Below are 21,071 nucleotides of genomic sequence, written 5' to 3' on the forward strand. Positions count from 1 at the left end.
GTAAGTTAGCATCTTACAACAAACGAAGGAGCATAGCAGATTCGTAATGGAAGATGCAAAAAGGCTGATTGCATGAATGCAATCAGTTTTTTTAGTTTTGGACTATTGAATTCAAAAAACTAGTAATATAAAGTAAAGGTATCGGTAGTGATGCGAAATCGAATTCAAAGGAATGAGCGTAATGAGAGAAACGGTAACTGCAAAGGATGTAGCTAAACTGGCAGGAGTCTCCCAGTCTTCAGTTTCGAGGGTGTATTTTGAAGGAGCTTCTGTTTCAGAAAAGACGAAGAAGCGGGTTCTTGAGGCTGCGGAAGAACTTGGCTATCGTCCTAACGTATACGCGAGAAGTCTCATAACGAATCAGTCAAATATTATTGGTCTTGTCATGAAAGGCGTTCAAAACCCTTTTTATGCGCAAGTGTTGAAACGGTTTAGTTCAATATTTAAGCAACATGGATACAGTATTTTGTTTGTCTATACGAACAATGATGAAATCCAAAAAGAGGATGTCGAGACGTTATTGAACTATAATGTGGCGGGTGTGGTAGTCACTGATGCAACCATGTCGTTTTCGGTAGGGGAAGAGTTTAAGAAAAATCATATTCCACTCGTCTTCTTTAATAGAAAGCTAGGCACAGGAGAGTTCCATTCAGTGTGCTGCAATAATTTAAGTGCGAGCCGGTCGATTGCGCAATACTTACTTTCAAAAGGTGCATCGGAGCTGGTGTTGATTACTGGAGATGAACACACATCTACGAGTATTGAGCGTGAAAAAGGTTTTTGTGAGGTTCTCGATCGACAGAGAATCGCATATCGGAAATATAACTCAAATTACACATATGAGGGTGGCTATCAGACAGCTATGACTGTCCTGGAAGAAAAGCGATTGCCGGCAGCATTTTTTGTAGCTAATGACATTATGGCGCTAGGAGTAATTGATGCGCTTCGGAAAAATGATATTCGTATTCCACAAGACACAAAAGTTGTTGGATTTGATAATATTGAAATGGCTTCTTGGCCCGCATATGAACTGACGACTTGGGAACAGCCGATTGAAGAAATGATAGAGGAAACTGTGAATTATTTATTGGCAGAAATCATGTCCTATACCGGTTTAGCACAAATTATTGAGGTGGATGGAAAATTCGTTGAAAGAAAAACTACATAAAAGTGTTGACTAAAATGAATAATAGGAATAATCTTTTCTCATAGAGTTTCTTGCATACGTATGCAAGTGTAAGAACTCTCCGTGAAATGAGAATAGGTGTGTAAATAATTTTTTTATAAATCGGAATGTAAGCGGTTTAAAAATAGGAGGCGTAATTATGGTGAAAGTAATTAAAGCAGGTAAGTCACAAGAAGAAGTAGTTGCAAATGATACTAAGGTGTCTGAAATTGTTGCAGGTGCATTAAAAGATGTAGAGACTCGTGGTGATCAAGCGGTAAGAGAGCTATCGGCGAAGTTCGATAAATGGACTCCTGAATCATTCCGTTTAAGTGATGCTCAAATTCAAGAAATCGTTGAACAAGTCCCTTCTAGTGTCATTGAAGACATTAAGTTTGCTCAAAAAAACATTCAGACGTTTGCACAAGCACAACTGGATTCTTTGAATGATGTAGAAGTTGAAAGCATTCCAGGAGTTATTTTAGGTCATAAAAATATTCCTGTAAATAGTGTTGGATGTTATATCCCTGGTGGCCGTTATCCGATGGTAGCTTCTGCACACATGAGTGTTTTGACTGCAAAAGTTGCTGGAGTGAAACGAGTAATTGCATGTACACCGCCGATCAATGGTGAAATTCCACACGCAACAATTGCAGCTATGTATTTAGCTGGAGCAGATGAAATCTACTTGCTCGGTGGCATTCAAGCAATGGCAGCAATGGCAATCGGAACAGAAACTATCGAATCGGTAGACATGATCGTTGGACCGGGTAATGCATTTGTCGCAGAGGCGAAGCGTCAATTATACGGACGGGTTGGAATTGACCTATTTGCAGGTCCTACAGAAACGTTAGTAGTTGCAGACCATACAGCAGACGCAGAAATGATCGCAACCGATCTTCTGGGTCAAGGTGAACACGGACCAACTTCTCCAGGAGCATTAATCACGACTTCTGAAAAGCTCGCTTACGAAACGATTGAAGAAATCGCACGTCAGTTGGAGACGTTGTCGACTGCAGATGTTGCAAGTGTTTCATGGGAAGATTATGGCCAAGTATTAGTCGTCGATTCAATTGAAGAAGCACGTTTTGAAGCTGATCGTCTTGCGTTTGAACACGTAGAGATTCTAACGGAGGATCCAGATTATTTCTTGGAAAATATGACGAACTATGGTTGCCTGTTCTTAGGGCCTGAAACGAACGTTGCTTACGGGGACAAAGTAATCGGCACGAACCACACGCTGCCGACAAAAGGGGCAGCACGTTATACTGGTGGACTGTGGGTAGGCAAATTCATTAAAACCGTGACGTATCAAAAAGTGAAGCCGGAAGCTAGTGCTTATATCGGAGAATACGCAGCACGTCTTTGTAAGCTGGAAAACTTTGAAGGACATGCGAAACAAGCACTCCTTAGAGTAGAACGGTACGGTAAAAACTAAATCGTACACTTGGGGAAATTGGGGGTTTTACTATGTTAGGATTCATTGGTCTTTTTGGGGGACTAGCAATATTAATCTTTTTGACAATGAAGGGGATGAATCTCCTCATTGCAGCACCAATAACTGCACTGTTTATCGCCGTGTTAAATGGCATTCCTCTCTTCCCACAGTTAGCGGAAGAGGGAGCTGTAAATTTCTTAACGAACTATATGGGCGGATTTACGGGGTTCATCGCATCCTGGTACTTGATGTTCTTGACGGGAGCCATATTCGGTAAAGTCATGGAAGACAGTGGTGCCGCTGATAGTATTTCACAATGGATTGTTAGCAAAATCGGTATGAAACGAGCAGCTTTAGCAGTAGTCATCGCCTGTGCTGTTTTAACATATGGTGGTGTCAGTTTGTTCGTTGTCGCATTTTCTGTTTATCCGATGGCTTTGAGTCTATTCAGACAAGCCAATCTGCCAAGACGATTCATACCAGCTGCATTGGCATTCGGTTCAACAACATTTACGATGACATCTGCGGGCTCTCCAGAGATTCAAAACTGGATTCCGATTGAGTTTTTAGGCACAACACCATACGCAGGTTGGGAAGTCAGCTTTTTTGTAGCAATCTTCATGTTCTTGTTTGGATACTGGTGGTTGAAACGAATGATTTCTAAAGCGGTTGCTAAAGGTGAAAGATTTGTTGCTAGAGACACGGATCAGGAAGCGGATACGCGAACAGAACTTCCGAATCCATTACTTAGTATGATTCCTTTAGTCGTTGTCCTTGGAATTACATTGATTTTACACAAATCACTTGGAACGTCTGCATTAATTATTTCTTTGAGCGGTGGTATTTTAGCAACGTATTTGATCAATAAAAAGTACTTTCAGAACTTCGGGCATGCGGTTGGTGAAGGTGCAATGGGGGCAGTTATTGCAATCGCCAACACAGCCGCAGTCGTTGGTTTTGGGGGTGTGGTAAAAGCGACACCTGCTTTTGAAGCGGCGGTTGGCGTAATGACAGACATCCCAGGGAGCCCGCTTATTGGGGGGGCACTGGCAGTTGCCGTTATCGCTGGACTTACGGGTTCGTCATCGGGTGGACAGGCGATTGCCTTGCCACTTCTGGCACCGCATTATATGGATTTAGGTGTCGATCCAGATGCGTTACACCGTACAGTAGCCATATCTTCAGGGTCATTGGATTCACTGCCACAAGGAGGATACGTTGTGACAACGATCCGTTCCATTGCAGGTGAAACGCATAAAGACGCGTATCCAGCATTTGGAGCCTTGTCTGTTGTCGTACCACTCATTGGTGCCGCTTTGGCAGTCATCTTATTCTCGATAGGCTTGTAAGAGTTCAATACCCAACAAACCGGCTAATGGTTTGTTGGGTATCTCTCGTTTACTAAACAAAAATAAGGGGTGGTTTAAATGGAGAAGATTTCAATAATAGGTTGTGGAACAATGGGGCATTCAATCGCGTTAGCGGCGGCATGGGAAGGATTTCCGGTAAAACTTATTGGGATAAATGAAGCTGATCTTGAAACGGCCAAAACAGGATTACAAAATAAGTTAACTGTGATGATGGAAAACGAACTGATCGATTTGAAGAAAATAGAAAAAATTCGCGGGAATATCGAGTTATCGACGTCTTTAGAAGAGATGGTTTCTACTTCGGATTTCATCTTTGAGGTGATTCCTGAACAAATCGAACTGAAACGGGTATTGTATAAAAAGCTAGAAGAATTAGTGAGTGACACATGTATTATTGCTAGCAATACATCCGGATTTAAACCGAGTGAGCTTGCAAAAGAGATGAAGCATCCGAACCGCTTCATTGTCACACACTTTTGGAACCCTGCTCACTTAGTTCCTCTTGTAGAAGTGGTAAAGGGTGAGCATACAGACGAGCGAACCATTGAGAAAGTGATGCAAATTCTTGAACAGATGAATAAGAAACCGGTTCTGCTAAAGAAAGAGATCACGGGCTTCATAGGTAATCGTCTTCAATATGCATTGTTCCGGGAAGCCCAGTATTTATTGGACATTGGAGCTGCAACGAAAGAAGACATTGACGCTGCAGTTACATATAGCATAGGGCGCCGCTTGCCGGTAACAGGTCCATTAATGACGGCAGACATGGGTGGACTGGATGTGTTTTCAGCGATTTCAAATTACTTATTCAGCGAGCTAAGTACAGCTCAACAATCTGGTGAAACACTCACTCACCTTGTAAGTGAGAAACATTTAGGTGATAAAAACGGACAAGGTTTTTATGAATGGGATGAGAAGACATCTATAGAGGTCAATGAAGAGCGTGAACGCACACTCATCCATTTCTTGAAAAATGATCGGAATAACCGTGAGGAGGAGAGGAAATGAGTTCTTATTTCTCTGAACTTAAAGGGAAGACTGTTGTCGTTACAGGTGGTAGTAAGGGAATAGGAAAAGATATTGCACTCACATTTGCAGAGTTGAATGCCAATGTAATCATTACTGGTCGTAATGAAAAAGTACTCAATGAAGCTGTACGTGAGCTACAAGTATTTAACCCAAAATGCATGGGGATCTCTGGAGATTTGAGTGTTCTAGCAGTGATCCAGCATCTGGTTGAAACAGTTGTAACTACCTTTGGAACGATTGATGTGTTAGTGAACAATGCAGGAGTAAACATTGCGAAGCCTGCATTGGACGTGACAGAATCGGATTGGGACACTGTACTCGATTTAAACTTGAAGTCGGTCTTCTTTAGCAGCCAGGAAGCAGCTCGTCATATGCTTGCACAAAAAAGTGGTAAGATTATTAACATTGCTTCGCAAATGGCGTTTGTTGGGTATTATAAGCGTGCGGCGTATTGTGCAAGTAAGGGCGGGCTCGTTCAATTGACGAAGGCGTTGGCAGTTGAATGGGCAGAACATGGCATTACGGTAAATGCGGTTGCCCCAACTTTCATTGAAACTGAGTTGACGGCAAAAATGTTTACAGATGAAGCCTTTAAACAAGATGTAGAAAAGCGGATCTTGTTAAATGGATTGGCAAAGCCGAAGGATATATCTGGAGCTGTACTCTATCTAGCTTCCGATATGGCTGGCTTTGTAACAGGAGAAACCATTAAAGTAGATGGCGGATGGACGGCAATTTAACTTAAGGGGATGAAGTAATGGTAGAAGGCAACGTTTTGTTCATTACAGGAGCGGCTCGAGGAATCGGCTTTGATATTGCAAAAGCCTTTTCAGAAGCCGGAGCAAAAGTGGTTCTTTCAGATCTTAGTCAACAAGCAATCGATGAAGCAGTCGCTCAGTTAAGTGGAGATGTTTCGGGAATCGTTTGTGACGTCACGAAAGAAGAAGACATTCAAGCTGCAATTGAATTCACTGTGAAAACCTATGGAAAAATAGATATCTTGGTGAATAACGCAGGTCTACAACACGTGTCGTTCATCGAGGACTTCCCAACTGAAAAGTTCGAACTGCTCTTGAAAGTGATGCTAACGGCACCATTCATCGCCATTAAACACGCAATGCCATATATGAAAAAACAGAAGTTTGGCCGCATTATTAACATGGCATCGATTAATGGGGTTATAGGATTTGCAGGGAAAGCTGCCTACAACTCAGCGAAACATGGCGTGATTGGCTTAACAAAAGTAGCTGCATTGGAATCTGCAACAGATGGTGTTACCGTGAATGCAATTTGTCCGGGGTATGCAGATACGAAACTGGTCCGTGACCAATTCAATGATCTTGCTACAACTCGAAATGTTGAAGTGGAGCAAGTATTGGAAGAAGTTTTGTATCCACTTGTGCCACAGAAAAGATTGATTGACGTCAAAGAAATCACTGATTTGGCGTTGTACATGTCGAGTGAATCTGCAAAAGGGATTACTGGACAAGCGATTGTTTTAGATGGTGGATATACGGCTCAGTAATCGGGTGTAACTCATTTCGAATTCGTGTAAACGAAAGAGGATCCTTGAAGCATATATGAAAGTGAAAAACCGCACACCGACCTGGAAACTCAGGTTGGAGTGCGGTTTTCAATTATTCCTTACGATAGGCTTCCAAGAACTCTTTTACCTTATCAGAATCAGCTACAAGCTCGTTTCCTGTGTCCACGAGTGGGCTAACAGTCGAATAAGCTTTTTTCTTGTTACCTTGATAATAGTTCAAAAACTCATCTTGATTGATGGAGAATAGTACAGCTTTACGTAAGTTTTCACTTTCTGAAACTTTTCGGCCGGCCGTGTTGAACTGCAAGTAAGTAACAGCGTTGCTGTCGCTCTTTTGTAGTAGCAAGTTATCGTCTGCTTCAACAAGGTCGTACTTCGTTTCCGGAACTCCATTAAAGAGGTGAATTTCACCGTTACGTAATGCCGACAGAGCACTATCAGAGTCATCGATGAAACGTACAGTTATGTTTGAAATCTTAGGTTCAAAATCACTTCCCGTACGATAGCCTGGATTTTTAACGAAGTCTGCTTGGTAATCGTTTTTCTTCACAAGTATATAAGGTCCACTTGCATACAGATGGTTGTTATAAGTTGCACCTTCAGTTACTGTGCGCTGATCTCCATATGGAATATCCTTATCTAAGTTGAAGGATGCAACATCATACGTGTTGATACTCTTCACTTGTTTTTCTGAAACAATCCCTGCAGATTGATGGGCCAAGTAATTTAAAACTTGGGGGAATGGTTCAGTTGTTGTTACTTTAACCACTTGATAGTTTCCTTTACTATTGTCAGCTTTTGTTTTACTTTCAACGACTCCGGATAGTTTCGTATCAAGCCCATTTTCCAGTGTCTCTAAAATGGTTTCTTCGCTACCGGATTGTTTTGCATTCTTCAATTCTGTTAAATCGGTAACAATTTCAGCGCTTTTAATACGCTCGTGTAAGCTATACGTTCGGTGATCAGGCACAGAGTCTTTGTCTTTTGCACGTTCCAGTGAGAACACAACATCTTCTGCACCGACACGTTCTCCCGTGTCAATCGCTTTCTCATTGGAAATGGATGCAAAGTTAATGTCATCGCGAAGAATGAAGTAGTAGTCTGAATTTCCTTCAGCCATCGCATGGTTATAAGAAAGTGAACCATCTGATACGACCTCATCTTCATCTGTTAAGTTGACAAGTCGTACGTACATATTTGTGTTGAGTGTATTAATAGAACCATCATTCCCTTTAATGGGATCCAGCGAAGTCAAATCGCCTATTGCTTGTTGCGTCACTAGAGGTTCAGTTGTGCGTTTTGCAGCATCTTTAAAGTCAATGGTTTCCCATGCGATTGCACGTGACTTTGAAAGTCTTACGGTATCTGGATTTAACACTTCTTTGTTTACTCCTTGTGCTTTATAAGAGTTATAGAGAGGTGCGATGAATGCCTTTTCTGTAACGAGTTGTTGTTCAAGTTGCTTGTATGTTTTTGTATATTCGTCAGCGGTTTCCGAACTTGCTTGGTCGATTAATTCATCTACTATAGCGTCCTCCACAAGACTATTCGCGCCGTCAGTTTTAAATAACGCACGTACGGCATAGTCAGGATTACCTGTAACTGTCGTCCAGCTCGAAAGTGCAAGGTCGAAGTTTCCAGCATCTTTTTGTGCTGAAAAGGTTCCATAATCCGGTTGAATGTTCAGTTTGACGTCAAAACCATTTTTGATGAGCTGGTCACGCACAATATTTAAGTCTTCTTCGCCTGACCCCATTCCGAGGACTTCAATCTGCACTTTTTCATTCAAGCCACCCTTGCCGTCCTCTTCTTTACCTTCACTTTCGACCTCAGATTTAGTTTTGACACAGCCTGCAAGCACGAGAACGAGCAGTATGGTTAGTGTTAACAGTTTCTTTTTCATAGATGAATCCCTCCAAGTTTTTAGTTGTTAGTCGAGCTTAGGATCGAGCGCATCCCGCAATCCATCACCCAAGAAATTGAATGAGAGAACGAGCAATATAATTGCAAGTCCAGGGAAAATTGCGAGATACGAATTCGACTCAAGATACGTACTACCGACTTTCAAAATATTTCCCCATTCTGGAATATGAGGCTCGACTCCAAGTCCTAAGTAACTTAGACTACTTGTCGCGATGACTGCACCACCAATTGTTAAAGTGGATTTTACAATCATAGGAGCAAGTGAATTGGGTACAACTTGTTTAAACAGTATTGAAAAGTCTGATGCGCCTAATGCCTTTGCAGAATCGACGAAATCGTAGTTTGAAACCATAAGGACATTCGCTCGCATCGTACGTGCATATGTTGGAATGCCACCAACGCTTAGCGCAATAATCAGATTGACTGTATTGGCTCCAAATGCAGCAATAATGGCGATTGCAAGTAAGATACCAGGAATCGAATATAGGATATCGAGCAAGCGCATAATCCAGTTGTCGATGCGATTACTGTAATATCCAGCAATTGCACCAAGGAATCCTCCAATTAGGCCTGGAAGAATCGTAGATGCAAAGCCCACGAGCAATGAAATCCTGGCACCAAACACAATTCTTGAAAACACATCGCGTCCAAAGTTATCCGTCCCAAACGGATACACGAGACTGGGAGCTTGTAAAATAGCACTGTAGTTATTTTCTACAGCAAGTGCATAGTCGAACGTGAATCGGCTCGTGATAGAAATGGTAAGCATGAGTAGAATGAAAAACATGCCTAGGACCGCAGTAGAATTCCGAGTGATTTTCTCCCACATCACATTCCATTTCGACAGTCGGGAAGAATCGAAGCGTCTAGACTTCATGAATAGGCTCCAACCTAGAAGTAAAGCAAATAAGTTTCCTGTAACAGCTGTCGCCATTAAAACAACAGCAAGGACAGACATCCAACGCGGGGCTGAATACTCTCTCACGTAATGGACTGTCAGTATGAGCGCTACTAGGTGAAACAGAGCAATAAGAAGAAGGCTCCCCATAGCGATAAGAAACGTATCGCTGACATAAGGTTTAAATAGATTTACTGAGCTTATAGCGATGACAGCTAGTTGAGTCAGGAGCGTATACACCGCAAACGTGTATTCAGGAGTCTTTCTTTTATTAATTAAGTTAAAAGCGAAAGCAGCTGCAAAAATATTACCCGTCAGTAAACTTGCTAATTGGACATAACCTAAACGTCTTGTTGTTTTGTGAATTTCCCCTGCATGAAGCAGATCCTTTTTTATCTTTCTAGTGATGAATAGCTGAAATATGGACGTTAACGTGTAGGCGCAGAACAGGGCGAATACAAACGGATTCAGCTCATCCGTTTTAGTTGGGAAACTGTTCCATAAAAAGATTGCAGCGAGTGCTAACGAGAGAATCCATGTGAAATTAGCTTGAGGATAATCTTTTGATATGACTAACGCATGTCGATTGTTTGAGGAATCTTTCATGCTTTCACCTACTTTACGATTGGTTTATCTTAGAGCGAATTCGTGGATCTAGGAATGCGTACAAAATATCAATTAGTAAATTGACTAACGAGATAGTAATTGCAATATAGACAACTCCGCCCATGATGGCGGGGATATCGGGAATGAATTGCTTATCAACGATGTAACTTCCAATTCCTCTAATATTGAAGACCTTTTCCGTAACGGCAGCACCTCCAAGCATGCCTCCAAACAATAGCCCGATGACAGTGATGACAGGGATCATAGCGTTTCCGACAGCGTGTTTCCATAACATCTGACTCTTAGAAAGTCCTTTAGCTCGTGCTGTGATGATGTAGTCTTCGTGAATAATTTCAAGTAACGATGAGCGCATCATTCTCGCAATAGAAGCTGTAAGGGCAGTTCCAAGAACGACGACAGGCATAATCATAGATAGGTGATTACTAGGACTATACGTAGCTGGCAACCAATTGAGCTTAATGGAGAAATTTAGAATGAAGATAAGTCCTTGCCAAAAGTTCGGAATGGACAAGCCGATTAATGCAATGAACATGAACGAGTAATCCAGAAACGAATTCGGTCGAGTTGCAGAAAGAATGCCGACTGGGATTGCTATGATAACTGCCATAATGACCGAGAACAGTGCAATCGTTAACGTAACCGGGAATTTGTTGGCGATGCTCGTTGCGACATCTTCATTACCTGCAAATGAAGATCCTAGATCGAAAGTAGCAATACCTTTTAACGCATTCCATAGTTGTTGCCAATAGGATAGGTCGAGGCCATGTAATTGGTTGAACGCTGTAATTTGTTCCTGTGTCGCCGATTCTCCAAGAATGTTGGAGGCGGGATCGAATGGTGAGATATAGAGAATCGTAAACACCAAAATCGCGACTCCTATAATGACAAGCACACTTTGGATAAGTCTCTCTGCGATATAGGTTAGAAAAGGATTGCTGATTAGCAATAGGATTGAGTACATAAGAACCCCGGGAAGCAAGGTGTAAAGTAAAAAATGGCGGCTTTCTAAGAGGGATTGAAAGTAAACCGAATACGTAGTTCTCTGTATTCCATTCTGATTGAGATGATCATCAGTACGCCGCGTAATTTCTTCTTTCTTCCTTTCTTCTACTAGCTTTTCAGCTACTTCGTGTATTTCTTTATCGCTAACATTCTCCTGAAAGAAGGTTCGTTTTCGAACTAGCTGATCTACATAATCAGAATGCCATTGATCAGATAATTGTTTGTCTGACAGTTCCACCCGTATGTCATTCAACACAGTATCGCGGGTTTGGTCTTTTTTTCTAATCAAGTAAATAAAATATATGACTAGATGAACAGGAAGCCCTGCCAGAACTAGCAGAACCTGAACTACTGTTTTTCCTTGGGCTTCTTTGTAAGACTTCTGAAGAAGTGAAGTAATAGTGTACGCCAAATTAATCCACCACCTTTTTATATTGTTTAATTCCTATCGGTATACTAGACTATAATCAAGTAGTTATTGGTTGTCAATTCTATTCTTGAGATTCACCAATGATGACAAAAGAGGGAGGATTTCCTGTGGAACCCATATTAAAAGTAAAAGATCTACACGTTTCATTTACGATGAGAGATGAAGATTTCCATGCTGTACGTGGTGTGAGTTTTGAGGTTAACAAAGGAGAAACCCTTGGTATTGTAGGAGAATCAGGCAGTGGAAAAAGCGTAACCGCACGTTCTATCATGCGTTTATTGCCCTCCCCGCCTTCGTATATGAAAGAGGGGATTATTGAATTTCAAGGAGAAAATCTGAACTTGAAGACAGAGAAGGAAATGGAGAGTATTAGGGGAAATGGGATTGGGATGATCTTTCAAGATCCTATGACTTCTTTAAATCCGACTAAAAGAATAGGAAAACAAATATGCGAAAGTATTATGAAACATATGAACGTATCCAAGAGAGAAGCAAAAAGAGAAACGATAGAACTTTTAAATTTGGTTGGTATTAAAGATAGTGATGTTCGGTATAACCAATATCCCCATGAATTTTCGGGTGGGATGCGTCAACGGGTTATGATTGCAATTGCGCTTGCTTGTAAGCCCGCATTACTAATTGCAGATGAGCCTACGACTGCACTAGATGTAACCATTCAAGCACAAATACTCGATCTCATGAAAAATATTCAACAACGTTTTGGCACTTCTATTATATTGATCACTCACGATTTGGGAGTAGTAGCGGAAATGTGTGATCATGTCGTAGTTATGAAGAAAGGCGAAATTGTGGAGACCGGAACAACAATTGAGGTGTTTGAAAGTCCAAAACATCCATACACTAAAAAGTTATTAAATGCACTACCCCGACTTGATGAAAAGAAAAAGGAGAAACGTGTATCTCAATTACCAGAAGGAATTGACAAGACGATTCCTCTTGTTCAAGTAACATCTCTTAAGCAACACTTCGATAGTGGAAAAAAGGGATTGACTAAGGCGGTTGACGATATTAGTTTTCACATTCGGCCTGGTGAAACACTTGGCCTTGTGGGCGAGTCAGGATCTGGGAAGTCTACAACGGGTCGTGCAATTTTACGATTGGACGAACCGACGGATGGAGAAGTGTTATACCAAGGAATGGCCATCAACCGTTTTACTTCAAAAGAGATGAAGAGTATGAGAAAACATATGCAAATGATTTTCCAAGACCCATATTCCTCTTTGAATCCACGCTTCAAAGTACTTGATATTATCGGGCAAGCACTAGATATTCATCGGATGAGTAAGAACAAAGCAGAGCGCAAGAAAAAGGTTGAAGAATTGCTGATGATGGTTGGTTTGGAACCTGAGCATGCGATGCGTTATCCCCATGAATTCTCTGGTGGCCAGCGCCAAAGAATTGGAATTGCACGAGCTTTAGCTGTGGAGCCAGACTTCATCGTCTGTGATGAACCATTATCTGCACTTGATGTATCCATCCAAACACAAATCGTAAAACTTCTGGAGGATTTACAGCATAAGCTTGGACTTACTTATTTATTCATAGCCCACGACTTGTCCATGGTGAAGCACATCAGTGATCGGGTAGCGGTTATGTACGCAGGGAAGATTGTCGAGTTGGCAGAAAGCGAAGAGTTATATAATAACCCGTTGCATCCATATACAAAGTCCTTGTTAGCCGCTATTCCGATTCCAGACCCTAAAGTGGGAGCAAACAAACACCGACAACTCAACAAAAAGGATGAAGCAGATAGGAAGTTCAATGTGGAAAATACAAAACTGGTAGAAGTAATGGAAGGGCATTGGGTTGCTCAAGGAATAGAGTGACATCTAAAAAACAATAGTAAGACCAGTTAAGTGATGCATTACATGACAAAGCCTCATTCAGCCTAAGTATTAGGCTGAATGAGGCTTTTAATTTCATTAAGTTTCTGTTTTCGTTTTGCTAACAGTAAACACTCGATACACCGAAGGAATAAGCAACAATGTAATGACGGTCGCAAATAGTAATCCCGAAATGAGTACTGTTGCAAGGGGCGCTTGGTAGTTCCCTGAGACACCAGATGCGAGTGCAAGGGGCAACATACCGCCAACAGTAGTTAATGTTGTCATGAGGATGGGGCGTATTCGTTGTGTACCTGCTGCAACGAGTGCTTCTTCAACAGAACTTCCTTCTGAACGTAACTGATTTGTCCGATCAATGAGCAAAATCGCATTGTTCAAGACGATACCGATGAGCATGATGATTCCCATACCTGACAAGAGATTCAGTTCTCGTTGTGTGACGGCCAACCCGATAATGACACCGATTATTGCCATTGGGATGATGGACATGACGATGAAGGGGTGCCCTAAGTGATTAAACTGTACAGCCATGACAAAATACACGAGGAATAATGCAATGGCCAATACAACTATCATTTCCATCATCAAATCTTGTTGCTGCTCGATATCTCCGGCGACTCCAACGGAATATCCATTAGGCGCGTTGAAATCCTTCAAAGCCTTTTGAATATCACGATTGATAGCTCCTAAATCTCGTCCTTCAATATCTGCAGATACTGTAATATAACGCTCACCATCTTTATGCATAATTTCGTTTGGAGTCTGAACCGTTTTTAAATCTAAGAAGGTGGACAATTTCTTTTCGCCATCCGTCGTCGGGACCTTTAAATGGAGCAAGTCTTCTGGAGTAGTTGTTTTTGAATCCCAACTTGCGACTAAAGGAACTGACTGATCCGCAAAAGTGATTTGTCCGATAGGTGTAGAAACAAAGGTCTCTTCAAGGAATTGTTTCACTTGTAGCGTAGACAAGCCCGCATCCTGTATTGCTTTCTCCTTCAATACAATGAGTTGCTCAGGTGAAGCATGCTGTAGAGTATCCGTAATTCCTACAATTCCTTCAACAGCATCAAGCTTTTGTTTAAACTCATTTGATAGGGTTTGTAACGTGTCAAAGTCTTCTCCTTTAATAATCACTTGAACGGGGGATCCCGCCAAACCATCCATAGCACTTTGAACACTATTGATTGGGGTAGAGGGCACCAATTCACGTATGCTTTTCAAAATTTCTTCATTAACTTCTTTTTGTCCGTTTTGAATTTTATCGCCTTTCGTCATATTAATGATTCCAACGAGTAAGCCATCTGTATCCAAGAGATAATTAGATTCAACATCTTGAATGGCTTCCAGGCGTTCATTCACAGTAGCGATCACTTTTTCTTTTTCTTGCGCATCAATACCGGATTCCAGTTCAATCACGACTTCTGTATATCTGTTGAAAATGTCCGGCATCACGGTCATCGGGATTTTAGGTACGAAGAAGAGAGAGCCGACGAAGAGTGCAAAAAACAGAGCAATGACGAGAATACTGCGCTTCTTTTTTCGGACGATCCATGAAATGGTGGCACTGTATCTTTTCGTGATGAAACCTTCCTTTGATGTCGTATCCCTCTTTTTGAGTCGCAAAAACTTTTCGGATAAAGTCGGTATAACCGTAAAAGCGACAATGACGGAACTGATTAATGTAATGGCAACGACGATTGATAAGATAATCATGAGCCGACCAAGGTCGCCACCAATGAATCCGATAGGTAAGAACACTACGATTGTCGTCAACATGGATGCAAAAACGGCGCCAGCGACTTCCTTCGTTCCAGTAAGAACCGATTCCATATTTCCGAGTCCGAGCTCTCTCTGGCGGTAAATCGATTCCAGGATCACAATGGATGAATCGACCATCATTCCAATTCCTAATCCTAACCCAATAAGGGTCAACATATTAAGACTATAACCTAATAGGTAGACGGTTAAAAAAGTGAGAAGAACCGAAGTGGGGATGGATACCCCGATAATGAGTGTTGCACGAATGTTGCGCAGAAAAACCAGTAGAATAGCAATTGCAACAATACTTCCTATCAAAATATTGACCGAAACACCTGTAATCGACTCCTGAACAAAGTCTGCCTGAGCAACCATCTCATTTAGGGTGAAGCCTTCGATAAGACCCTCTTCCCGGATCTTTTCGACTTCCGCACGAACTGCTTTTGCCATGTCGATTTGGTTTACATTAGCAGCGCGACTGATTTGCACGAACACTAAATCTTGCGTGCCATTTTTCCAAACGAATGATGAACCTTCAAGAGGTACTAAGGAAACCGTTGCAATGTCCTCCAAAAGGATTGTTCCGGTGGATGTCGGAATTTCTAGTTGTTCAATGGACGCCACGCTATCCAACTTTGTATCCCATCTAACAGTTACTTGGTCATTCCCGTCCGTCAATTCTCCAAATGTCGCTTCTGAATTCGCTTCAGCTATCATGCTAATTACCTGAGAAATATCCAACTTGTGTTGGATCAGTTCATCGCGCTTAAACTGAATGGCTACTTCAGACTCAGGCATTCCTGACAAATTCACATCAGCGACTTCACTCAAGCCTTCAAGTCGCGGCTTTAAGACCTCTTTTGCGAAATCAGACATTGAGTTCATATCTCCGCCGGTCACATCCATATAGAACTCGTAGCCTTGGTTCACACCATACTGACTAGAAGAGATTTCTTTAATCTCAGGATGAGTGGCTTTTAGTTCAGTTACGACTTGATGGACTTCTTTGGATAATTCTTCTCCCTGTCCACGGTCAAATGTGATCTGTAAAGTGCTATCTCCTCGTTGGGTTTTGGATTGAATTTCTTGTACGCCTTCAATTGCCTGGATCTTTTGTTCAAGTGGAGTGGTAATCGTCCGCTCTACGTCAATCGCAGATAATTCACCAGCGTCGACGTTGACATAAGCACCATCCATTCCGACAGATGGCATAATTTCCTTATCCAATTGAAGAACAGCGAGTCCTCCAAGAGCGATAATCAAAACAGATAGCAGACCCACTAATACTTTTTTTCTTACGATATATTCTAAAATACGCATCGCAAGACCTCCTTTTGCTTTTACTATCTATAACATAGCATCGATTTTTGAAATTTCAGACGTCTATAAGTCTGAATCTGTCTCAGCCTTTAGATGTAGAAGAGGATCGACTCATCTCATTCTCAAGACTATTCTTTAGTGTCTTGAAACATTACTTTTCATGTATAAGCTGTTTTGCGCAGACGTAAAAAACTGCACGTCACCTTAGAAAATAAAGGACGTACAGTTTTTATTCGTAGTAAATAAACTACAATCAGTTTGCTATTACACTTTGAGTAAGTAGGTGTCGAGTACTTAATGTCTTCTTCTATATATTATGCGGATTTTGTAATTGAATTTCTGTGTACAGGGAATTCAGTGGATATTCCAAACATCTCTCTTTTGTATCTCTTTGAATTAGTCTATAATTGGGAAGGTATATCATGTGTATTTATTAATCAATCCAATCGTATAGAGTTAAACAAGGAACAACTAGACAAAAAAGGTGCCGGTAAGTATTCTGTCATTTTTTTTGCAAATTCAGTGTGTAAGGATGGGTCAAATGAGCAACAGAGATACGAATACAGACGTTATTTTAATTGGCGCCGGCATTATGAGTGCCACGCTCGGAGCGATGCTGAAAGAGGTAGCTCCAGAGTGGAATATCACAGTGTTTGAAAAGCTTAACCGTGCAGGGGAAGAGAGTTCGAATGAATGGAATAATGCCGGTACAGGTCACGCAGCATTATGTGAACTGAACTATACAACGGAAAAGGCAGACGGTTCCATTGATATTAGCAAAGCGATTAAAATCAACGAACAGTTTCAAGTATCTAAGCAGTTCTGGTCATTTTTAGTAGAGAACGGAAGAATTCAAAATCCCGAAGACTTCATCCGTCCACTCCCACACATGAGTTATGTGCAAGGTAAGGACAACGTAACGTTTTTAAAGAAACGCTATGAAACGATGAAGCAAAATCCACTGTTTCAAGATATGGAGTACACAGAAGATCGTGAAACGTTAAAAGAATGGGTTCCTGTGATGATGGAAGACCGGACATCTACCGAGCCTATAGCGGTTTCTAAAATCGATGCTGGAACAGATGTTAACTTCGGCGCGCTCACAAATATGTTATTCGATCATCTACAACGTGAAAATGTTGATATTCAATACCGACGTAGCGTAGAGGATTTGAAACGGAAGAGTGATGGGCGTTGGGAGCTGAAAGTTCGCAATTTGGTGAGCGGAGAAATCGAACGCCACACTGCGAAGTTTGTTTTCATCGGCGGTGGCGGCGGAAGCCTTCACTTGCTACAAAAGTCAGGTATTCCTGAAGGTAAAGGAATCGGCGGCTTCCCGGTTAGCGGTCTGTTTTTAGTATGTAATAACCCGGAAGTTGCAGAAAAGCATTACGCGAAAGTATATGGGAAAGCTTCGGTCGGTGCACCTCCGATGTCAGTCCCTCACTTGGACACGCGTTATATTGACAACCAAAAGTCGTTGCTGTTCGGACCGTTTGCTGGCTTCTCACCGAAGTTTTTAAAAACCGGTTCGATGATGGACTTACTATCGTCTGTCAAACCGAACAACGTCGTCAATATGTTATCTGCAGGTATGAAAGAGATGTCGCTGACAAAGTATCTTGTTCAACAGCTTATGCTTTCGAAAGAGCAGCAAGTTGAAGAGTTACGTGCATTCATCCCGAATGCTAAGGTCGATGAGTGGGATGTCGTCGTTGCGGGTCAGCGCGTACAAGTCATCAAAGAAACCGAGGCTGGCGGAAAAGGAACACTCCAATTCGGAACTGAATTGGTCAACGCAGCCGATGGCTCGATCGCTGCATTGCTTGGGGCATCCCCAGGAGCTTCAACAGCAGTTCACGTCATGATCAATCTCCTGAACACGTGTTTCCCAGAACGTAAAAATGAATGGGAAGCAAAATTCAAAGAGATGATTCCTTCATACAGTGTAGCATTGGTGGAAAATCCAGAAATGCTTCATGATGTGAAAGAAGCAACTGCGAAGTCATTGAAACTTAACAATGCACTTCCGGTTGTAGAGATTGTTGAAACAGAAGAGCAAACTAAAATCGAAGAATAATCATAAGTGATCCAATAAAAAACTCTTGCAAGGTTTCTTCTAGAAGCCTCCCTGCAAGAGTTTTTTCCTTTTTAGAAATACTGCATCTAGTGTTTTTTAATTGCTGACAGGCTGTAGACGGGGCAAGTAAGATGTACAGAAAGAACAATTGAAATGGATTTATATTAGAGGTGTTTTCATGTTTGTATACATTTGTATACAATGAGTGATACAATTCATTTATCGTATGGGAAGGAGTGAATGTCATGAAAGAAGAATCATCTGCTGATTTTCATCAAGAGGGAAGACAACGAGGGGGACGTCATAGAGGAGGACATCATGGCGGTGCTAAGACATTTCGTCGCGGAAAAGCAATTGCGTTTGCTGAAATGCTAAAAAGGAAACGAGCGACGATTAAGCAACAATTGGATCAGCCAGAGTTTCAATCTATCCAGCAAGTACTTATCGGAGAACTGAAGGCAATTGACATGATGACGGACGAATTCACTCAACTGTTTGAAATTCAAGAGGACGAAACGATGGTCATTGCTAAAGAAGATACAAGAGGGAGGAATTCAAGTGAAGTTGATTAATCACTACATCGACTCAGTATTTACTAAAGAGGATGCGTTGCTTGAAAATGTAATTACTTCTATACAAGAAAACGGAATGCCATCTATTTCAGTTTCCCCTTCGTCCGGCAAGCTTTTGACAATGCTTGTGTCTATTTCCGGTGCAAAACAAGTCCTGGAAATAGGAGCGTTAGGCGGCTATAGTGGCATATGTCTTGCTAGGGGATTCGGTGAAGATGGTTCTTTAATGTCACTTGAAATAGAAGAAAGGTACGCAAACCTCGCACATAAAAATTTATCCAAAGCAGGTTTTGGTCATCAAGTTTCTTACCGGACGGGTCCCGCCCTACACACGTTAGAAGAACTTATTAACGAACAAAAACGCTTTGACTTCTTCTTCATAGACGCGGACAAAGAAAACTACGAAAACTACTTGAACAGCTGCCTGGAATTAGCAGAACCAGGTGCATTGATTGTAATGGATAACGTACTTGCGGGTGGCAGTATTGCAGACCCAGATGCAAAACCAAAACGCTATACGGAATTCATGAAGCATTTCAATAAAACAGTAGCCAATCACCCTCAGCTGGAATCTCTTCTAATTCCAATTGGTGATGGGGTGACTGTTGCGAGAGTCATTGGGTAAACCCGCCTCAAATTATAGAAACTGAAAAGAGAAATTTATTCCTTCTGACTTCATCCAGGCGGTACGATCTCGTGAAACTTTACACTCTCCAGTTTTTCAGTTTCCGTTACATACGTCACTCGAACGACAACTCCGTATTCTCGTTTCCCTTCACGCAACCAGAGGCGGAACGTGGCAACAGTGGAGCCGTTATTCGCGGCGCTTCCCATATATAAGTAGTCAATAATACTGGCTTTCGGATACTCTGATTGGGTTTGCTTAATGGCTAGTCTCGACCACTTAGCATAGGCAGGAGCATCTTCCTGTACCACCTCAGCAATTGGTGCACGAGGTGAATAAGAGACGATGAAAAGTCCGATAGCAATCGCAATTTTAATCATCAAAACGCATCACTCCTTTTTTGAGTAGGGTGCGTTTTTTTGTTTGTTTTATACTTTAGGAATAATGAAGTTCCCGGCAAACAAACCATGTTGCATCGTTGTTAGGAAGAAGTTACGGACGCTACGTTTTTCTTTTTTTGTCTGTAGACCATAAGAGCAAGATTGAAGACGAATTGATTAAACACACCTAGTAAAATAAGTCTCATCACAACTAGGGGGAAATAGCATGAGTAAAATTCAAGAATTCAACGAACTTCATACATCGTCCGATCTCTTGTTCTTAGGAAATGCATGGGATCTTTTATCGGCTTTACTTCTTGAGAAGGCAGGATTTAAAGCAATTGGGACCACAAGTTGGGGGATTGCAAATACGTTGGGATTTCCAGATGGAGAACGTATTCCCTTTGAAAAACATTTAGCGATTATCCAAGCGATTACAGAAAATGTTAATGTCCCAGTCTCTGCAGATATTGAAGCAGGATATAGCGAAGCGGAGGATACCATTATTCAGCATGTATTACAGACGGCAAATGTAGGGGTAGCAGGCATTAATCTAGAGGATTCATTGAAAACAAAAAACGGCTTAAGAGAAATTAAAGATCACTGTCGACTTTTAACTAAAATGAGGACAGCACTCGATCAAAATGGTTTCAAAAACTTTTTTATTAATGCGCGAACAGATACCCATTTACAAAGGAATATGGCCATATCAGAGACGATTGAACGGGCAACGGCTTACGTAGAAAGTGGAGCTAGTGGAATATTTGTGCCAGGTTTAGTAAATGAAGATGAAATCAAAGAAGTCTCAAGTACCGTAAAGGTGTCTTTGAATGTATTATCTGTACCCGGATTGACGAATTGTGAGAAACTGAAAGAAATCGGTGTAACACGATTTAGTTTCGGGAATGCGTTCTCAGACCAAGTCATTGCATCTATCGAAAAGAATGCAACGCAGTTAGTAAAAGGTATGGATACAGAATTGTTATATAAGCACTAATGCAAGAAGTGGGGGGATTCAAAAGTGATACAGAGTAATCTTTCTT

16 protein-coding genes are annotated in these 21,071 nt (G+C 41.5%); 11 read left to right on the plus strand and 5 right to left on the minus strand.

Features of this window, described 5'->3' with window-relative positions:
• Positions 1–181: 181 nt before the first annotated feature.
• From ACR65F_RS08815 to ACR65F_RS08840, 6 genes are all read left to right on the plus strand, one after another.
• The gene (locus ACR65F_RS08815) at positions 182–1,168 is read left to right on the plus strand and encodes a LacI family DNA-binding transcriptional regulator (RefSeq protein ID WP_440504122.1); all 987 of its coding nucleotides are present in this window, start codon (positions 182–184) and stop codon (positions 1,166–1,168) included.
• Positions 1,169–1,325: 157 nt separating this feature from the next.
• Positions 1,326–2,603, plus strand: a complete 1,278-nt coding sequence (gene hisD, locus ACR65F_RS08820) for a histidinol dehydrogenase (protein ID WP_039041408.1) — start codon at positions 1,326–1,328, stop codon at positions 2,601–2,603.
• Between the two features lie 32 nt (positions 2,604–2,635).
• Complete coding sequence (locus ACR65F_RS08825; protein WP_039041409.1) at positions 2,636–3,952, plus strand: GntP family permease; 1,317 nt, start codon at positions 2,636–2,638, stop codon at positions 3,950–3,952.
• Positions 3,953–4,030: 78 nt separating this feature from the next.
• Complete coding sequence (locus ACR65F_RS08830; RefSeq protein ID WP_039041410.1) at positions 4,031–4,981, plus strand: 3-hydroxyacyl-CoA dehydrogenase family protein; 951 nt, start codon at positions 4,031–4,033, stop codon at positions 4,979–4,981.
• Complete coding sequence (locus ACR65F_RS08835; protein WP_039041411.1) at positions 4,978–5,742, plus strand: SDR family NAD(P)-dependent oxidoreductase; 765 nt, start codon at positions 4,978–4,980, stop codon at positions 5,740–5,742. The genes ACR65F_RS08830 and ACR65F_RS08835 overlap by 4 nt, the downstream gene beginning before the upstream one ends.
• 17 nt (positions 5,743–5,759) lie before the next feature.
• Positions 5,760–6,527 carry a 3-hydroxybutyrate dehydrogenase gene (locus ACR65F_RS08840; protein ID WP_039041412.1) on the plus strand — a complete coding sequence of 256 codons (768 nt, stop codon included), beginning with the start codon at positions 5,760–5,762 and terminating at the stop codon, positions 6,525–6,527.
• A 112-nt stretch (positions 6,528–6,639) separates the two neighbouring features.
• Here ACR65F_RS08840 and ACR65F_RS08845 read toward each other — a convergent pair whose 3' ends face one another.
• The 3 genes from ACR65F_RS08845 to ACR65F_RS08855 are packed head-to-tail and all read right to left on the minus strand — an operon-like array spanning position 6,640 to position 11,410.
• Positions 6,640–8,451, minus strand: a complete 1,812-nt coding sequence (locus ACR65F_RS08845; protein WP_440504124.1) for an ABC transporter substrate-binding protein — start codon at positions 8,449–8,451, stop codon at positions 6,640–6,642.
• A 27-nt stretch (positions 8,452–8,478) separates the two neighbouring features.
• Entirely contained in the window at positions 8,479–9,975 is a 1,497-nt protein-coding gene (locus ACR65F_RS08850) for an ABC transporter permease (RefSeq protein ID WP_440504125.1), read from the minus strand.
• Positions 9,976–9,988: 13 nt separating this feature from the next.
• Positions 9,989–11,410 (minus strand): ABC transporter permease, encoded by a 1,422-nt coding sequence (locus ACR65F_RS08855; protein ID WP_440504126.1) that lies wholly within the window; start codon positions 11,408–11,410, stop codon positions 9,989–9,991.
• Positions 11,411–11,535: 125 nt separating this feature from the next.
• On the opposite strand from ACR65F_RS08855, the gene ACR65F_RS08860 reads away from it, so the two are divergent.
• Positions 11,536–13,275, plus strand: coding sequence for an ABC transporter ATP-binding protein (locus tag ACR65F_RS08860; RefSeq protein WP_440504127.1), 1,740 nt, complete (start codon positions 11,536–11,538; stop codon positions 13,273–13,275).
• A gap of 96 nt (positions 13,276–13,371) precedes the next feature.
• On the opposite strand, the gene ACR65F_RS08865 is transcribed toward ACR65F_RS08860, so the two are convergent.
• A complete protein-coding gene (locus ACR65F_RS08865; protein ID WP_440504128.1) occupies positions 13,372–16,371 on the minus strand; it encodes an efflux RND transporter permease subunit in 3,000 nt (999 codons plus the stop codon).
• 541 nt (positions 16,372–16,912) lie between these two features.
• Between ACR65F_RS08865 and ACR65F_RS08870 the strand changes: the two genes are divergently transcribed.
• From ACR65F_RS08870 to ACR65F_RS08880, 3 genes are all read left to right on the plus strand, one after another.
• Positions 16,913–18,451 carry a malate:quinone oxidoreductase gene (locus ACR65F_RS08870; protein WP_440504129.1) on the plus strand — a complete coding sequence of 513 codons (1,539 nt, stop codon included), beginning with the start codon at positions 16,913–16,915 and terminating at the stop codon, positions 18,449–18,451.
• A 245-nt stretch (positions 18,452–18,696) separates the two neighbouring features.
• Positions 18,697–19,023, plus strand: coding sequence for a hypothetical protein (locus ACR65F_RS08875; RefSeq protein WP_440504130.1), 327 nt, complete (start codon positions 18,697–18,699; stop codon positions 19,021–19,023).
• The gene (locus ACR65F_RS08880) at positions 19,010–19,648 is read left to right on the plus strand and encodes an O-methyltransferase (RefSeq protein ID WP_440504131.1); all 639 of its coding nucleotides are present in this window, start codon (positions 19,010–19,012) and stop codon (positions 19,646–19,648) included. The genes ACR65F_RS08875 and ACR65F_RS08880 overlap by 14 nt, the downstream gene beginning before the upstream one ends.
• Before the next feature lie 50 nt (positions 19,649–19,698).
• On the opposite strand, the gene ACR65F_RS08885 is transcribed toward ACR65F_RS08880, so the two are convergent.
• Positions 19,699–20,028 (minus strand): DUF3889 domain-containing protein, encoded by a 330-nt coding sequence (locus tag ACR65F_RS08885; RefSeq protein ID WP_039041457.1) that lies wholly within the window; start codon positions 20,026–20,028, stop codon positions 19,699–19,701.
• A gap of 226 nt (positions 20,029–20,254) precedes the next feature.
• Here ACR65F_RS08885 and ACR65F_RS08890 point away from each other — a divergent pair, with 226 nt between their 5' ends.
• A complete protein-coding gene (locus ACR65F_RS08890) occupies positions 20,255–21,025 on the plus strand; it encodes an isocitrate lyase/PEP mutase family protein (RefSeq protein WP_440504133.1) in 771 nt (256 codons plus the stop codon).
• The last annotated feature ends 46 nt before the right edge of the window (positions 21,026–21,071 follow it).

Source organism: Sporosarcina sp. SAFN-010, assembly GCF_059415065.1.

Excerpts from the sequence above, each read along its gene's own strand:
- ACR65F_RS08815 (WP_440504122.1), top strand. The coding sequence starts at position 182 with ATGAGAGAAACGGTAACTGCAAAGGATGTAGCTAAACTGGCAGGAGTC.
- hisD (WP_039041408.1), top strand. The coding sequence starts at position 1,326 with ATGGTGAAAGTAATTAAAGCAGGTAAGTCACAAGAAGAAGTAGTTGCA.
- ACR65F_RS08825 (WP_039041409.1), top strand. The coding sequence starts at position 2,636 with ATGTTAGGATTCATTGGTCTTTTTGGGGGACTAGCAATATTAATCTTT.
- ACR65F_RS08830 (WP_039041410.1), top strand. The coding sequence starts at position 4,031 with ATGGAGAAGATTTCAATAATAGGTTGTGGAACAATGGGGCATTCAATC.
- ACR65F_RS08835 (WP_039041411.1), top strand. The coding sequence starts at position 4,978 with ATGAGTTCTTATTTCTCTGAACTTAAAGGGAAGACTGTTGTCGTTACA.
- ACR65F_RS08840 (WP_039041412.1), top strand. The coding sequence starts at position 5,760 with ATGGTAGAAGGCAACGTTTTGTTCATTACAGGAGCGGCTCGAGGAATC.
- ACR65F_RS08845 (WP_440504124.1), bottom strand. The coding sequence starts at position 8,451 with ATGAAAAAGAAACTGTTAACACTAACCATACTGCTCGTTCTCGTGCTT.
- ACR65F_RS08850 (WP_440504125.1), bottom strand. The coding sequence starts at position 9,975 with ATGAAAGATTCCTCAAACAATCGACATGCGTTAGTCATATCAAAAGAT.
- ACR65F_RS08865 (WP_440504128.1), bottom strand. The coding sequence starts at position 16,371 with ATGCGTATTTTAGAATATATCGTAAGAAAAAAAGTATTAGTGGGTCTG.
- ACR65F_RS08870 (WP_440504129.1), top strand. The coding sequence starts at position 16,913 with ATGAGCAACAGAGATACGAATACAGACGTTATTTTAATTGGCGCCGGC.
- ACR65F_RS08875 (WP_440504130.1), top strand. The coding sequence starts at position 18,697 with ATGAAAGAAGAATCATCTGCTGATTTTCATCAAGAGGGAAGACAACGA.
- ACR65F_RS08885 (WP_039041457.1), bottom strand. The coding sequence starts at position 20,028 with ATGATTAAAATTGCGATTGCTATCGGACTTTTCATCGTCTCTTATTCA.
- ACR65F_RS08890 (WP_440504133.1), top strand. The coding sequence starts at position 20,255 with ATGAGTAAAATTCAAGAATTCAACGAACTTCATACATCGTCCGATCTC.